The 14390-nt window shown below is 70.1% G+C and carries 16 protein-coding genes; 7 read left to right on the top strand and 9 right to left on the bottom strand.

Annotated features, from left to right (window positions below):
- Positions 1-481 (bottom strand): AraC family ligand binding domain-containing protein (locus tag ON19_RS19290; RefSeq protein ID WP_157229756.1); only part of this gene is annotated, 481 nt, incomplete at its 3' end.
- A 55-nt stretch (positions 482-536) separates the two neighbouring features.
- Here ON19_RS19290 and ON19_RS19285 point away from each other — a divergent pair.
- The gene (locus ON19_RS19285) at positions 537-1106 is read left to right on the top strand and encodes a class I SAM-dependent methyltransferase (protein ID WP_043694480.1); all 570 of its coding nucleotides are present in this window, start codon (positions 537-539) and stop codon (positions 1104-1106) included.
- Positions 1107-1185: 79 nt separating this feature from the next.
- Here ON19_RS19285 and ON19_RS19280 read toward each other — a convergent pair whose 3' ends face one another.
- Together ON19_RS19280 and ON19_RS19275 are read right to left on the bottom strand one after the other, a co-directional pair.
- Complete coding sequence (locus ON19_RS19280; protein WP_043694478.1) at positions 1186-1740, bottom strand: SWIM zinc finger family protein; 555 nt, start codon at positions 1738-1740, stop codon at positions 1186-1188.
- Positions 1740-3506: a DEAD/DEAH box helicase gene (locus tag ON19_RS19275; RefSeq protein WP_043694476.1), complete on the bottom strand. Its 1767-nt coding sequence runs from the start codon at positions 3504-3506 to the stop codon at positions 1740-1742. The genes ON19_RS19280 and ON19_RS19275 overlap by 1 nt, the downstream gene beginning before the upstream one ends.
- Before the next feature lie 156 nt (positions 3507-3662).
- Between ON19_RS19275 and ON19_RS19270 the strand changes: the two genes are divergently transcribed.
- Entirely contained in the window at positions 3663-4379 is a 717-nt protein-coding gene (locus ON19_RS19270) for a TetR/AcrR family transcriptional regulator (protein WP_043694508.1), read from the top strand.
- Between the two features lie 104 nt (positions 4380-4483).
- Here ON19_RS19270 and ON19_RS19265 read toward each other — a convergent pair whose 3' ends face one another.
- A complete protein-coding gene (locus ON19_RS19265; protein WP_036538000.1) occupies positions 4484-4678 on the bottom strand; it encodes a DUF7455 domain-containing protein in 195 nt (64 codons plus the stop codon).
- A 276-nt stretch (positions 4679-4954) separates the two neighbouring features.
- On the opposite strand from ON19_RS19265, the gene ON19_RS19260 reads away from it, so the two are divergent.
- A complete protein-coding gene (locus ON19_RS19260) occupies positions 4955-5314 on the top strand; it encodes a DUF952 domain-containing protein (RefSeq protein WP_043694474.1) in 360 nt (119 codons plus the stop codon).
- Here ON19_RS19260 and ON19_RS19255 read toward each other — a convergent pair whose 3' ends face one another.
- Together ON19_RS19255 and ON19_RS19250 are read right to left on the bottom strand one after the other, a co-directional pair.
- The gene (locus tag ON19_RS19255; RefSeq protein ID WP_043694472.1) at positions 5315-5962 is read right to left on the bottom strand and encodes a response regulator; all 648 of its coding nucleotides are present in this window, start codon (positions 5960-5962) and stop codon (positions 5315-5317) included.
- Positions 5959-7155 carry a sensor histidine kinase gene (locus ON19_RS19250; RefSeq protein WP_051169065.1) on the bottom strand — a complete coding sequence of 399 codons (1197 nt, stop codon included), beginning with the start codon at positions 7153-7155 and terminating at the stop codon, positions 5959-5961. Before ON19_RS19250 ends, ON19_RS19255 begins: the two co-directional genes overlap by 4 nt.
- A gap of 93 nt (positions 7156-7248) precedes the next feature.
- On the opposite strand from ON19_RS19250, the gene ON19_RS19245 reads away from it, so the two are divergent.
- Both ON19_RS19245 and ON19_RS19240 read left to right on the top strand, forming a co-directional pair.
- Positions 7249-7731 (top strand): cation:proton antiporter regulatory subunit, encoded by a 483-nt coding sequence (locus ON19_RS19245; RefSeq protein WP_043694470.1) that lies wholly within the window; start codon positions 7249-7251, stop codon positions 7729-7731.
- A 3-nt stretch (positions 7732-7734) separates the two neighbouring features.
- Entirely contained in the window at positions 7735-8919 is a 1185-nt protein-coding gene (locus ON19_RS19240; RefSeq protein ID WP_043694468.1) for a cation:proton antiporter, read from the top strand.
- A 685-nt stretch (positions 8920-9604) separates the two neighbouring features.
- Here ON19_RS19240 and ON19_RS19235 read toward each other — a convergent pair.
- Positions 9605-10981: an RNA polymerase sigma factor gene (locus ON19_RS19235; protein WP_043694466.1), complete on the bottom strand. Its 1377-nt coding sequence runs from the start codon at positions 10979-10981 to the stop codon at positions 9605-9607.
- A gap of 192 nt (positions 10982-11173) precedes the next feature.
- The gene (ppgK, locus tag ON19_RS19230; RefSeq protein ID WP_043694464.1) at positions 11174-11932 is read right to left on the bottom strand and encodes a polyphosphate--glucose phosphotransferase; all 759 of its coding nucleotides are present in this window, start codon (positions 11930-11932) and stop codon (positions 11174-11176) included.
- Positions 11933-12130: 198 nt separating this feature from the next.
- Here ppgK and ON19_RS19225 point away from each other — a divergent pair, with 198 nt between their 5' ends.
- Positions 12131-13033, top strand: a complete 903-nt coding sequence (locus tag ON19_RS19225) for an inositol monophosphatase family protein (protein ID WP_043694502.1) — start codon at positions 12131-12133, stop codon at positions 13031-13033.
- Here ON19_RS19225 and cei read toward each other — a convergent pair whose 3' ends face one another.
- Positions 13034-13711 (bottom strand): envelope integrity protein Cei, encoded by a 678-nt coding sequence (cei, locus tag ON19_RS19220; RefSeq protein WP_043694500.1) that lies wholly within the window; start codon positions 13709-13711, stop codon positions 13034-13036.
- Between the two features lie 376 nt (positions 13712-14087).
- Between cei and ON19_RS19215 the strand changes: the two genes are divergently transcribed.
- Positions 14088-14390, top strand: a complete 303-nt coding sequence (locus ON19_RS19215; protein ID WP_039799153.1) for a DUF4193 domain-containing protein — start codon at positions 14088-14090, stop codon at positions 14388-14390.

Below are 14390 nucleotides of genomic sequence, written 5' to 3'. Positions count from 1 at the left end.
CCACCTGCCGCGCCCGCGGATCGGTGGGCGGATGCGCGCCGATCGGGATCACTTCGACGGGCTCGAGCAGATCGAACACCACCGCCTCGGCGCGCTCCCGCCGCGGCTGAGCGGTGTCGTGGGTGGTGAGCAGGTCGAACAGTTCGTGCAGAAGCCGGCTCACGCGCAACATGGTCGGCGCGTCGAAGGTGACCGGGCACCGGACCGGATCCAGGAAGATGCCACGCATCGCCGCGCCGTCGGAGGTGCCGGTGCGATGCACGACCCCCGCGGGGATCCACAGCGCCCTGGTCGGCGGCAGCACCCACCGGTTGTCGCCCACCTCGACCGCGAGGACTCCGCGGGAGGCCCAGGCGATCTGGTGCTGCGGATGCTCGTGCACATCGAACCAGTGCCCCGCGGGGAGCACTCCGGCCCCGAACACCATGGCGGTCGCGCCGGGTGGGTTGGGATGAACCACGGCATGGCCGTTCTGCGACACAGTTTGTCACCGTAGCCTGTCGTGCCGGGCGTGATCCGCTCCTAGCGTCACAGGCATGGCGATGAACACATTTCACCGATTGCTGTGCCGCTCCTCGATGTGGGAGCGGGCCAGCGCGACCCGCATCGTGCCGTGGGCGCTGTCGGGCCTCGACCTCGGTGCCGCGACGCTGGAGATCGGCCCCGGCTACGGCGCCAACGTGTCCGCGCTGCTGGCCCGGACCTCGACGCTCACCGGCGTCGAGATCGATCCGGCGCTGGCCGCCCGGCTGCGTGACCGGCACGGCGCCGCTATGACGGTGCTCGACGGCGACGGCGCCGACATGCCTTTGCCGCCGGGACGATTCGACTCCGTGGTGTGCTTCACCATGCTGCACCACGTGCCGACGCCCGGCAGGCAGGACGCGTTGTTCGCCGAAGCCCTTCGGGTACTGCGCCCCGGCGGCGTGTTCGCGGGCAGTGACGGGCTCGACGGCCGGCTCTTCCGGCTCATGCACCTGGGCGACACCTGCGTGCCCGTGCCACCGGAGACCGCCGCCGACCGGCTGCTGAGGATCGGCTTCACCGACGTGGAAATCGATACCGGCGCCTCGAGTTTCCGCTTCCGGGCCCGGCGGCCGGAGTGAGGTCCCGCCCACCAGCGGCCGGTGGGCGGGACGAGTTGGCCTGGACCCGACGGAGGACGCGCCGATGTCGTCCGGTCGTTCAGCTGGGCGTCGTCGTGAAGAATCGCCGCGGGTCGAGCGCGCTGATCGGCGTCCACCGCGCCGCCGGCGCCGACTCGTCGCAATCCTGCGGCGTGGCGGCGAAATAGCCCTGGACCGCCAAGGCGAGCCGCGGGTTCTCGTCGACCTGCCGTGCCATCTCGTAGTAGACGGCGAGGACGTGGACGCACCGCGGCGAGCGCGCCGGGCACGAACAGTCGGTGCCCGCGAGCCGCGGCGCCGGCGAGACGCCTGCCGCGCCGAGCGCGCGGTGGGCGTCGTCGGTCAGCACGGCCGGGTCCGGCACGATCCCGGCGATCGCGGTGATCGTCTTCCGGGGTAGTGGCGCCACCTCCACGTGCGTCAGCGAGGCCTGGCCGCCGCGGTGGATGGTGGCGCGCACCACCTGTGCTTCGACGACGGCCTGCACGCCGTTGTTACGGGCGATGCTGCGCGCGCGGGGCAGCAGCGGGTCCGGCCGGGTCTGGCGCAGCGGCTCGGCCAGGCGCACCCAGTCCATGCCCCACGCGGTGTAGCCGAATTCGTTGTCCGCCATCAGCTCTCCCTCTTGCGGCGCAGGACTTCGATCAGCTGGTCGTCGTCCAGCGCGGTCAGTGCCGCGATACCCGCCGCGTCACCGAGGTCGCGCAGCGCCGCCTTGCGCTGGTGCATGGCCGCGATGTGCTCCTCCACGGTGGTGGTCGAGGTGAGCGTGGTCACGGTGACCGTGCGGGTCTGGCCGATCCGGTGGACCCGGTCGGAGGCCTGCGCCTCCACCGCGGGGTTCCACCAGCGATCGAAGTGGACGACATCGGCGGCGCGGGTCAGCGTCAGCCCGGTGCCCGCCGCGCGCAGGCTGAGCACCAGCACCGGTGGTCCGTCCTGGGATTGGAATCGGGTGACGATCGCGGCGCGCTCGGTCTGGGTGAGCCCGCCGTGGAAGAACGGCGCGGATACCCCGAACTGTTCGGCGAAATGCCGGACCAGAAGCTCACCGGTCTGGCGGTACTGGGTGAAAACCAAGGTGGGACTGGCCGTTTCGAGGTTGCTGGCGACGATGTCGGTGCACAGGTCCAGTTTTCCGGAGCGGCCGGCCAACTCGTCGAGCTCGCCGGTGATCAGCCCGGGATGGTTGCACACCTGCCGCAGCGCGGTGAGCGCGGCCAGCACGCGGCCGTGGCGTTCGATGCCCGCACCGAATCCGTCGTCGATGGCACGCTCGAGCAACTGGTCGTAGAGCCGCTCCTGCTCGGCGGTGAGGTCGCAGAGCAGGTCGCTGTGGAGCTTCGCGGGCAGTGCGGCGGCGACCTGTCTCTTCGTCCGTGCCAGCACGACCGGTTCGATGGCGTCGCGCAACCGCGCCGCGGCGGCCGCCGAACCCTCGTGGATCGGCCGCACGAAGCGCCGCCGGAACTGCGTCCGGTGCCCGAACAGCCGCGGCGCCACCAGGTGCAGCAGGGCCCACAGCTCTTCGAGATGGTTCTCCACCGGCGTTCCGGTCAGGGCGACGGTCGCGGCCGCATCGATCGCGCGCGCGGCCTTCGCGACCTGGGTGCGGGGGTTCTTCAGCGCTTGCGCCTCGTCGAAGACGGCCGTCGCCCAGCTCCGCCGCGCCACCCGCTGTCCGTGCAGCCGCAGGGTCGGGTAGCCCGTGACGACGACCGTCGCGGCCTCGGCGTGCACGTCGCCGCCCCGCCAGACGACCACCCGCAGCCCCGGAGCGAACCGGCCGATCTCGTGGGCCCAGTTGCCGACCAGTGAGGTCGGGCACACCACCAGCTGTGCTCCGGCCTCGGCGCGGTCGAGCAGGAACCCGATGGTCTGCACGGTCTTGCCGAGCCCCATCTCGTCGGCGAGCACCGCGCCGCCGTGCGCGGCCACGGTTTCGCGCAGCCAGCCGATCCCACGTGCCTGGTAGGGCCGCAGCCGCGCCGTCAGCGTCGCATGCAACTCGGCGGTCACGGCCTCGGTGTCGCGCAGGACGTCCAGCGCCCGTCGCGCCGAGACGATCGCGGTGCCGGACGCGTCCGGCACCGCGTGGGCGGCGATGGGCAGGTCGTCGGCGTCCGCCTCGGGCGGTTGCGCCGCGGGTTCGGCGAGGACGGCGCGCACCAGCCGCTGCCAGGCCAGGATCGACTCGCCCGGGTGCTCGACCGTCGAGTCCGCGAAAGTGCGCGGGTCCACCAGGGTGGCGTCGACGTCGGCGACCTCGAGCGCCCCGTCCATGGCGGCCGGGACGGCCAGCGCGAGGGTCTCACGATCACCCTGGGCGCGCGGGGCGGGACCGGCGCCGTGTCCGTTCCAGCTCCAGAGTGCGAACATGTGCCGGTCCGGTAGATAAGTGGCGTGTGTGCTGGGCAGAGCGGACCCCTAAATCAACGTATGGCGTACGGAGTAGTCTGACAACGTACACCGTACTGGATTTGTTCCGAGGAGCCAGTGAGCGACGAACTCAGCACCGACCAGGCCCGGCAGCTGATGAGTCTGCTGTGGCGGCACGAACGTCCGCCGCGTCCCGGCGGACGCGGTCCGAAGCAGACGGTCAGCGTCGACGGGGTGGTCGCCGCGGCGGTAGCGCTGGCCGACCGGGATGGCTACGAGAAGGTGTCCATCCGGGCCGTCGCCGCCGAGCTGGGGCTGCGGCCGATGAGCCTCTACACGTACGTGCCGAGCAAGGACGCGCTGGCGGTCCTCATGGCCGACGCGGTGGCGGACGAGGACGCACCGATTCCGGGAGATCTGCCGCCGCGCGAGCGCCTCGCCGCTGTGGCTCGCCAGGTCCGAAACGAACTTCTCGCGCATCCCTGGCTGCTCGAGGTGTCGCCCTGGCGGCTCGTGCTCGGCCCGGGGCGGATGCGGCGCTACGAGCGGCAGTTCGCCGCGATCGACGGGCTCGGCTTGCCGGACGTGGAGATGGACCGGGTGATCGCCGTGCTGTCGGAGTTCGCCACCGGCAATGCGCGGATGGCGATCGCCGCGGCCCGTGAGACCGGGCGGACCAGCGACGCGCGCTGGTGGGAGATGCACGGCCCGCTGCTGGCCGAGGTCATCGCACCGAGCCGGTTCCCGCTGTCCTCGCGCGTGGGGGCCGCGGTCGGTGAGCTGTACCAGGCGCCCGCCGACCCGGACGGTGCGTTCGAATACGGCCTGGCCAGGCTGCTGGACGGCATCTCGGGCGCGGCGGCCGGACCTTGACCGCCCCCGGACACGCCGGCAGCGGGCGACCTGTGGGTCGCCCGCTGCCGGTGGAAACGGTGTTCTGTTGTCCGATGCTGTTGTGTCAGGACGCGAGGAGCGGATCAGAGCGCGGGAGCGGACTCCGTGTCGATAACGGCGTCGAGCTCACGCAGGCGATCCATGTGTTCGTTCGCGTGGTGCTGGCAGAAGAGCAACTCTCCACCCGCGGGCAGTACGGCACGCACTCGGGCAGCCGCCCCGCAGCGGTCGCAACGATCGACCGCGGTCAGTGGGGTGCTTGTCAGGGTTCCTGGCATGACTCCTCCGTCCTGGCTCCCGGTCCCGACGACCGTTCACCTGGTGTGGGGCCCGTGGTCACTCACCACGAGCTCGCTACCGCTACTTCCCAGCAGGGGTATGACTACTCTGTCAGACGTTCGGGACGGGGGACTTTGTTCCCGCGCGTGAATCAGTGTGTTTTCGATAACACGACCTGGGATTTCGCTACGGGCGAACGCCACAGGTCATGCCGTCGATGTGTACTGCGTCACACCCTCGATCGACCGATCCAGTTGTCTACTGGGAGATTACCCGTGACCTATGACACTCACACGCTGGTTCACCTATGCACTTTGGGTGAATGGCTTTCCGCTCGGCAAACGGGGGAGTACCGTGCCCCCTCGCTCGCCGATACGGGGTTCATCCATCTCTCGTCGCCGCAGCAGGTCCACCTGCCCGCGAACCGCTTGTTCGCGGGACGGCGTGATCTGGTGCTGCTGCGCATCGATCCGCGCCGGGTGGGGTCGCCGATCGAGTGGGAGCCGGGTGTCGCGACCGATCCGGAATCGATGCTCTTCCCGCACCTGTACGGCCCACTGCCGGTGGGCGCGGTCACGGGAGTCGAGGAGTACCTGCCCGGCACGGACGGGATATTCGCCCCCCTCGTGGCGTGACTACCGGTCGCGGATCTCGCGCGCCAGGATGGCGGCTTGAACCCGCGACCGCACACCGAGTTTCGTGAGCACCCGGGAGACGTGCGTCTTGACGGTCGTCTCGCCGATGAACAGCAGGCCCGCGATCTGCGCGTTGGACAGTCCGTCGCCGAGACAGTCGAGTACTTCTCGTTCCCGCTCGGTGAGTTCGCCGAGCCCCGGCGGAGCCGGTTGCGCGGCAGCCCGATTCGTCGCGGCGAACGCCGTGATCACCGCCCGCGTGACTTCCGGAGCCAGCACGCCGTCGCCCGCCGCGACCGTGCGCACCGCCGCGACCAGCGACTGTCCCGACGCGGATTTCAGGACGAACCCCGAGGCGCCCGCGCGCAGCGCGCGAAACACGTACTCGTCCAAGTCGAATGTGGTCAGGATCAGCACCTTGGCCAGGCCGTCGGCGGTGATCCGCTCCGTGGCGGTGAGCCCGTCCACACCTGGCATCCGGATGTCCATCAGCACCACCTGCGGCCGCAGCGCTTTGGCCTGCGCCACCGCGACGTCGCCGTCGGCCGCCTCGCCCACCACCTCGATATCGTCCTCGACGTCCAGGATCATCCGCAGGCCCGCGCGGATCGCCGCGTGGTCGTCGGCGATCACCACTCGAATCGTCATGCGGCACCGGCGGAGCCGAGCGGCAGGCTGGCCAGGACTTCCCAGCAGCCGGAATCCGGTCCGGCACGCAGATTTCCGCCGAGCGCGGCGGCCCGCTCGCGCATGTTCACCAGGCCGCGGCGCCCGGTTTCCGCCCCGGCGGCGGACCGCCGCGCGGGCACGGCCGGGTTGCGAACGGAAATGTTCAGCGTCTCCTCCTCGGCTCGCACGTCGATGAAGACCTCCTGGCCCGGGGCGTGTTTCATGGCGTTGGTCAAAGCCTCCTGGACGATGCGGTAGGCGGCCTGGTCGACCGCGCTGGGCAGCGCCGCGCCGTCCAGTGCCGTGCGCACCCGCACCGAGATCCCGGCCGCGCGTGCGGCATCCACCAGAATCGACAATTGGGCGAGCGTGCGCGGCGCGGCGGTCTCCGTCGCGACGTCTCCGTCGCTGCGCAGCAAACCGATCATCGTGCGCATCTCGTGCAGCGCGCTGACGCTGTTCGCGCGGATGGACCGCATGATCCCGGCTACGGCGGGATCGGCGCCGCCGCGGCCGAGCACCCCGAGCGCCGCCTCGGAGTGCAGGGCGATGGCCGACAGGTGCCCGGCGATCACGTCGTGCAGGTCGCGGGCCATGGTGGTGCGCTCGTCGGCGATGGCCGCACGGCGGTCGAGCTCGGCGACCAGCGTCAGTGCTTGCGCGCGGGTGCGCTCGGCGGCCGCCACCTCCTTGTGCGTGCGTACCGAGTTCGCCCACCAGATCGGGGTCGCCACGAAACTGAACACCGCCACCAGGGCCAGCGCGACCGCCCGCAGGTCGCCGGTCGACGCCAGTGTGAGCGCCACGGCGACGCCGGAGAACACCGACCAGGCCATCGCGGTGATCCGCGAGGCTCGCCGCCCGGCGTACAGCACGGCCGAGTAGATCAGGTCGGCGTAGATGATCCAGACCGGCACCGTGGCGCCGAGCCGGACGTCCACCGCCAGCGGAAGGAGGCCGTACAGCATGGCCGTGATCGGATACCGGCGACGGAAGAACGTCGCCACGCACAGTGCGGCCAGCACACCGAAGCGCACCCACAGCGGCAGGTGCGCGCCCCGATCGGTCATCGTGGACAGGCCGGTGAGGTACAGCGCGCCGCCGCCGGTGAACGCGAGGACCGCACCCAGCGCATCCCGCGTCCGCTCCGGCAATTCCGACCACCGCCGCACGCCTCCATCACAACACAGCGCCCGCGACGCGCCATCCGCCGAAGTGATGACCGATCCGTTTATCGCCGCCCGCATCCGGCTAATCTGGAGGGCGTGAACGTCGACGTCACCGCACTACCCGGAATCGGTGTCCGCAAGGACTTCGAAGTACGTTCCGGTCGCCGAATCGGCGTGGTCGCCCACCGCGACGGTGATATCGACCTGATCGTCTCCAAGCTCGACGATCCGGACGCCTGCGCCGCGCAGATCCCGCTGACCACCGACGAGGCGGCGGTCCTGGCGAACCTGCTCGGCGCGCCCCAGCTGGTCGCGAAGCTCAACGACGACCATCGGGACCTGCCCGGGATCACCACCCGCCAGCTTCCGATCGGCGACGACTCCCCGTACGACGGTCGCACCCTCGGCGAGACCGAGATGCGCACCCGCACGAAGGTCTCCATCGTGGCGGTCATGCGGGCCGGCCAGCTGCACCCCTCGCCGGGCCCCGATTTCACCTTCACCGCCGGCGACCTGCTCGTGGTGGTCGGCACTCCGGAGGGCTTGGACGCCGCCGCGAAGATCATGACGCACGGCTGAGACGTGACGGACACCGCGCTCGCCCTGATCGAGCTCGGAGCGGTTCTTTTCGTTCTCGGCATGCTGGGGCGTGTCGCGGGTCGTGTCGGAATGTCACCGATCCCGCTGTACCTGTTGGGCGGCGTCGCCTTCGGCCAGGGCGGTGTCATCGAGCTCGGGGCCGCCTACGACTTCGGCCACGTCGCCGGTGAGATCGGTGTGGTGCTGCTGCTCTTGCTGCTCGGCCTGGAGTACACCGCGGCGGAGCTGGTGACCGGGCTGCGCCGATCGTGGCCGGCCGGCCTGGTGGACATCGTGGTCAACGCGTCGCCGGGCGCGGTGGTGGCGCTGATGCTGGGCTGGGGCGTCAACGGCGCGATCACGCTGGCGGGCGTCACCTACATCTCCTCCTCGGGCATCGTGGCGAAGGTGCTCGACGACCTCGGCCGCCTGGGTAACCGGGAGACGCCGGTGATCCTGTCCATCCTCGTGTTCGAGGATCTGGCGATGGCGGTCTACCTGCCCATTCTCACCACGTTGCTGGCCGGGCTGAGCTGGGTCAGCGGGCTGCGCGCCCTGGCCCTGGCACTGATCACCATCACGCTCGTGCTCGTGGTGGCCCTGCGTTACGGGCGCTATGTGTCGTCGGTCGTGGACAGCGCCGACCGCGAGGTCTTCCTGCTCACGCTGCTCGGCGCGGCGCTGCTGGTGGCCGGTGTCTCCTCGGCGCTGAGCGTGTCCGCGGCGGTCGGCGCGTTCCTGCTCGGCATCGCCATCTCCGGCTCCACCGCGCACGCGGCGGCGAAGCTGCTCGAACCGCTGCGGGATCTGTTCGCGGCCATCTTCTTCGTGGCGTTCGGGTTGAGCACCGAGCCGCGAGCAATCCCGCCGGTGCTCGGCTGGGCGATCGCGCTGGCGGCGGTCACCCTCATGACGAAGATGGCGACCGGATGGTGGGCCGCCGCGCGCGAGGGTATCCGTCCCATGGGGCGGGCCAGGGCGGGCGCGGCCCTGGTCGCCCGGGGCGAATTCTCCATCGTCATCGCGGGACTGGCGGTCAGCGCGGGTGCGATGGACGGGCAGCTCACCGCTCTCGCGTCGACCTACGTACTGCTGATGGCGGTGCTCGGTCCGATCGCGGCGCGTGTGGTGGAGCCGATGGTCGCGCTGCTGCAGCACCGCGGCCGTCCCGAGCCCGTGGTCTCCTGATCAGTCCCGCGCGGAGCCGGACCTACGCGCGGCGGTCCGTGCCAGCCGGTGCCAGAACAGGCTCGCGGTCGCCCCGAGCCAGCCCGATCATGGCCGCGCACAGATGGCCGTAGTCGGTCAACGTCGGTTCGATCCACAGCGCCGCGCCGAGCGCGACGATGATCGACCCGGCCCACCAGGCGCACCGCGCCACGGAACCGGAACGCCAGGGCAGCCAGCACAGCCGAAAAGCCGTAGCTGGTACACCTGTCCGCGGCGACGGCCATCCGCAGCGGCGGTGACGGTCAGGGCAGGATCCGCCGCGGCGAGCCGGGACGGCGCAGCCGGGACCATATATCGCGCAGTTCGGCGGCCTGCGTCCACGGCGGCCGCGGCAGGCTCGACATCGAAGTGGGGGCAACCACCCCCGTAGTCCGCCCGGTTCGAACTCATACCCCCCGAAAGGGGCCCTGTGCGCTCCGTCACGGGACCGGCGCCGCCGCAACGGCCTTGTTGGCACGCCGTGGGGCTGCCGACGGTCTGATCGACGACCAGCGGCAGTAGCGCACGCGAGGCACGGCAACGAAGCTCGCCGAGGAGGTGGGCGATGCGGCGCGAGCTCACGCCGGAATGCGCGACGCCCGCATCCGCCGGCCGCCGGAAATATCGAGCGGCACGACGAATACGGGCGTCGACGCTATGCGACCTAGTCGAGGTAGTCGCGCAGGACCTGGGAGCGGCTGGGGTGGCGCAGCTTGCTCATGGTCTTGGACTCGATCTGGCGGATGCGTTCGCGGGTGACGCCGTAGACCTGCCCGATCTCGTCGAGGGTGCGGGGCTGGCCGTCGGTGAGACCGAAGCGCAGCCGGACCACGCCCGCCTCACGCTCCGACAGCGTCTCCAGCACCGACTGCAGCTGATCCTGCAGCAGGGTGAAGCTCACCGCGTCCACCGCGACCACGGCCTCGGAGTCCTCGATGAAGTCGCCGAGCTGGCTGTCGCCCTCGTCGCCGATGGTCTGGTCCAGCGAGATGGGCTCACGCGCGTACTGCTGGATCTCCAGCACCTTCTCCGGCGTGATGTCCATCTCCTTGGCCAGCTCCTCCGGCGTCGGCTCGCGGCCGAGGTCCTGGAGCAGCTCGCGCTGGATGCGGCCGAGCTTGTTGATGACCTCCACCATGTGCACGGGGATGCGGATGGTGCGGGCCTGGTCGGCCATGGCGCGGGTGATGGCCTGCCGGATCCACCAGGTGGCGTACGTGGAGAACTTGTAGCCCTTGGTGTAGTCGAACTTCTCCACCGCGCGGATCAGACCCAGGTTGCCCTCCTGGATCAGGTCGAGGAAGGCCATGCCGCGGCCGGTGTAGCGCTTGGCGAGCGAGACGACCAGACGCAGGTTGGCCTCGAGCAGATGGTTCTTGGCCCGGTTGCCGTCGCGGACGATCCAGTTGTAGTCGCGGCGCATCGCGACCGGCAGCTTCTCGCCCTGCTCGGCGAACTCGCGCACCTTCTCGGCCGCGTAGAGGCCCGCCTCGATTCGCTTGGCGAGTTCGACCTCCTCTTCGGCGTTGAGCAGCGCGACCTTGCCGATCTGCTTGAGGTAGGCGCGGACCGAGTCGGCCGAGGCGGTGAGCTCGGCGTCCTTGCGGGCCTGGCGCAGCGCCTCGGACTCCTCTTCGTCCCAGACGAAATCGCCGGAGGCCTTGTCCGCCGCCGTGGGTTCGTCGGCCGTGGCCCCGGCCTCCTCGGTCTCGGGTTCTTCGGCGACGTCGACCAGTTCGTCGCCCTCGGTGAGGTCTTCTTCGGAGACTTCCAGATCGCCGAGATCGTCGAGGTCTAGCGACTCGTCCTCGATCGCCTCGTCGGCGCCGGGCTCGCCGTCCGGTCCCGCCTTTTTGGTGCCGGCCTTCTTCGCAGGAGCCTTGGCCGCCTTCGCGGCCTTCTTGGCAGGCGCCTTCTTGGCGGCGGCCTTCTTCGCCGGAGCCTTCTTCGCGGCAGCCTTACGGACCGGCCGTGCTTCGGTTACATCTGCGGAGTCGGCATCGGCCGATTCGGCGGTCTGACGGGTATTCGTGGCTACCACGTACGCCCTTTCGTGACGGTCTCGTGCGGCGTCACGCCAGAGTGGTTTCCGGCGGAGCGATCTGTCGGGTTTCACCGGCGGAGGGCCGGTCGGGGTTTCTCCGGCTCAGCCGGGCACGTTCCATTGTAACGATCTAACCAGGGTACCTACGGCACGATGCCGGGAACGGCATCCTCGCGGTATGCGCGCGCCTCACGGGGCGATGCCGCCGGCGATCGCGATGGCCGCGCCGACGATGCCCGCGGTGTTCCGTAGGCGTGCCGGGATCACGGGGGTTTGGTTGGTGAGCAGAGGGATCCACTGCTCGGCGTCCCGGCTGATGCCCCCGCCCGCGACGAAGACGACCGGGAAGAACAAGTTTTCCAGCCCGGTCAGGACCAGGCTGACCTGCGCTGCCCACTGCTCGTAGCTCAGCCCGTTGCGTTCCTTGATCGAGGCCGCCGCGCGGTGCTCGCTCTCCATTCCCTGGATCTCGAGGTGGCCGAGTTCGGTGTTGGGCACCAGCGTGCCGTGATAGAGCAACGCGGAGCCGATGCCGGTGCCGAAGGTCAGCAGCATGACCAGGCCCGTGAAATTCCGCGCCGCGCCATAGCGGTCCTCGGCCATGCCCGCGGCGTCCGCGTCGTTGAGCACGGTGACCGGGCGGCCGCCGAGCGCGGCGGAGAACAGCGCCCGCGCGTCGGTGCCGATCCAGGATTTGTCGATGTTGGCCGCGGTGCGCGCCACGCCGCCGATCACCACGGCGGGCAGCGTGAGGCCGACCGGACCGCTCCACCCGGCCTGGGCGACCAATTCGGCCACCGCCTCCGCCACGGCGAACGGTGTCGCGGGGTGCGGCGTGGCGATCTTGATCCGCTCATGGACCAACTCGCCGGTGGCCAGATCGACCACGGCGCCCTTGACGCCGCTGCCGCCGATATCGATGCCGAATGCGTGCCCCCGAGCGGACATGACTAACCCCTCGTTCCCTGTGCTGGCCGGTGTGATGACAGCGCTGCACGGGGCCCACGCCGGCCACGGCGGGCGCTGCGAGTGGGATGCCCGACGACGGCGCTGTGTCGTGCACGACAAGAGTAATGGGACCGCGAGGCTGGGCGTTCGGCGAGGATGTGTGATGCGATGGAAGGCGTGCCGGAAACCTCATCGTCAGTGTCCGACTACACCTCCGACTCGTTCGTCTCGATCGTCGCGCGTGGCGACGAAGCCGACCTGCGCCGCGTCGCGGTCGACATCGCCGAGACGGCCGCCGCGCACGTCCGCGCCCGCCGTCCCGAGGTGTTCGGGCCCGCCGGCGCGCACGCCGAAGGCGCCGTGCAGTCCAAGAGCCACGCGACCGACCCGGTGACCATCGTGGACACCGAGACCGAAGAACTGATCCGAAGACTGCTGGCCGAACAGCGCCCCGGTGATCCGATCCTCGGCGAGGAGGGCGGCGGCAGCATCGATGACGCGAGCGCGGACACCGTCCACTGGGTGGTGGATCCGATCGACGGCACGGTGAACTTCGTCTACGGCATTCCCGGCTACGCCGTGTCGGTGGCGGCACTGCGCGGCGGGCGGCCGGTGGCGGGCGCCGTGGTGGACGTCGCGCGGGCGGCCACCTACAGCGCCGGGCTCGGGCTCGGTGCGCTGCGTGTGGACGCCGACGGCGTGGTGGAGCACCTCAGCTGCACGCCCGTCGAAACGGTCGCGATGTCGTTGGTCGCCACCGGATTCGCCTACGGCAGGCACCGCAGGAGCAGGCAGGCGGAACTGGTCGCGCAGGTGCTGCCGCACGTGCGCGACATCCGCCGCTTCGGCGCGGCGGCGCTGGATCTGTGCCACGTCGCGGCGGGCCGGGTGGACGCCTACTACGAGCACGGATTGAACGCCTGGGACTGGGGCGCGGGCGCGCTGATCGCCGCGGAGGCCGGCGCGCGGCTGACGCTTCCGCCCGCCACGGCGCCGGGCGCCGACGGCGACCTGGTGGTGGCCGCCGCGCCCGGCATCGCCGACGAACTCGGGGAACTACTGGCCCGGGTCGGCGCTACCGAGCCGATCCCGGACCGCTGATCAGCAGCGGGCTTGCCGCGCGGCGTCGAGCAACTTGATATCGATCGAGGTGGAGTTGCCCGGCGCCGGGTTCTTCAGCGAACGCAGCACCTCCTCGGCGTCGTTGCTGGGCCGGATGTCCCGGAACAACGAGCCGAGCACCAGATCGACCGTCTCGTCGCCGCGCTGATCCTCGATCAGCTCGGCGCACGGCGCGACCAGTTGCACGGCCGCGGCGGCCGGACGGCCGTTCACGCCGAAGCGGATCTGCCCGGTGCACTCCAGGTCGCCGTTGACGTATACCGAATCGTTGCCGTATTGCGTGCCGGGCGCGCTCGCGAAACCGAGGTCGCCGAGTTGCGCGGCGACGTGCGCGGCCTGGCCGCGCTGGTTGTTCGCGTTCAGCACACGCACCCTGCTCGCGGCCAGCGGCGCGGGTTCCACGTCCTGCAACCGGCCCGCGCCGACCCGCTGGCCGAGCGGAGTCGGTTGCGTCGCACCGGGATCCGAGGCCGGGCTCGGCGAGTTGCACGCCATCGCGGTGTAGTCGGCGTCGTGCGTCGTGAGGGCTTTGATCCAGACGATCCCGCAGATCAGAGCGAGAACGCCGAGCATGACGAGCCAGGGCTGGGGGCGGCGCCGCAGGAACGGACGACCTTGCGGATCCGTCGAGGTACCTTCGGTGATCAGTGAAACCACCAGCACACTCTACGAAAATGTGGCGGGGTGGCGGCGCAAGGTCTCGGTGCGTTCCCCAGACGGTGTCGATTGCCCCTCATTTTCGACTCGGCTGTGTTTTGATTGCGACTTTTCCTCCGGGGTCCGCTATTGTCTGGCGGCCCAGATCGAATCGCCGGTGCGGAAATCAGTGGTCGGTCGCGGGAACAAGAAGGGCATGTCCTGCGTTTACCCAGCGCTGTCGGGAGTGGATCGGCATGATCCGCCCTGATAGGCGACCGGTGTACGTGTGACGTGCACCACCGGCGGGGCGGTACCGGTCGCGGCGGTTCCGGCAGGAATCGGGTGTGAGCGGACCGGTCCGGGATATACGGAGTTAGGACGAGGGGAAGACGACATGGCAACCGACTATGACGCACCGAGGCGCACCGAATCCGACGATGTGTCGGAGGATTCGCTGGAGGAGCTGAAGGCTCGTCGTAACGAGGCACAGTCCGCCGTCGTGGATATCGACGAATCCGATACCGCGGAGTCGTTCGAGCTTCCCGGCGCCGACCTGTCCGAGGAAGTGCTGACGGTTCGGGTGATCCCGAAGCAGGCCGACGAGTTCACCTGTTCCAGCTGTTTCCTGGTACATCACCGGAGCAGGCTGGCCAGCGAGAAGGGCGGCCAGATGATCTGCATGGATTGCGCCGCCTGA

The organism is Nocardia abscessus NBRC 100374 (assembly GCF_000308455.1).
Lineage (GTDB): Bacteria > Actinomycetota > Actinomycetes > Mycobacteriales > Mycobacteriaceae > Nocardia > Nocardia abscessus.
The sequence above is the reverse complement of the archived record's forward strand: the minus strand, read 5'-3'. Positions and strand labels throughout refer to the sequence as shown.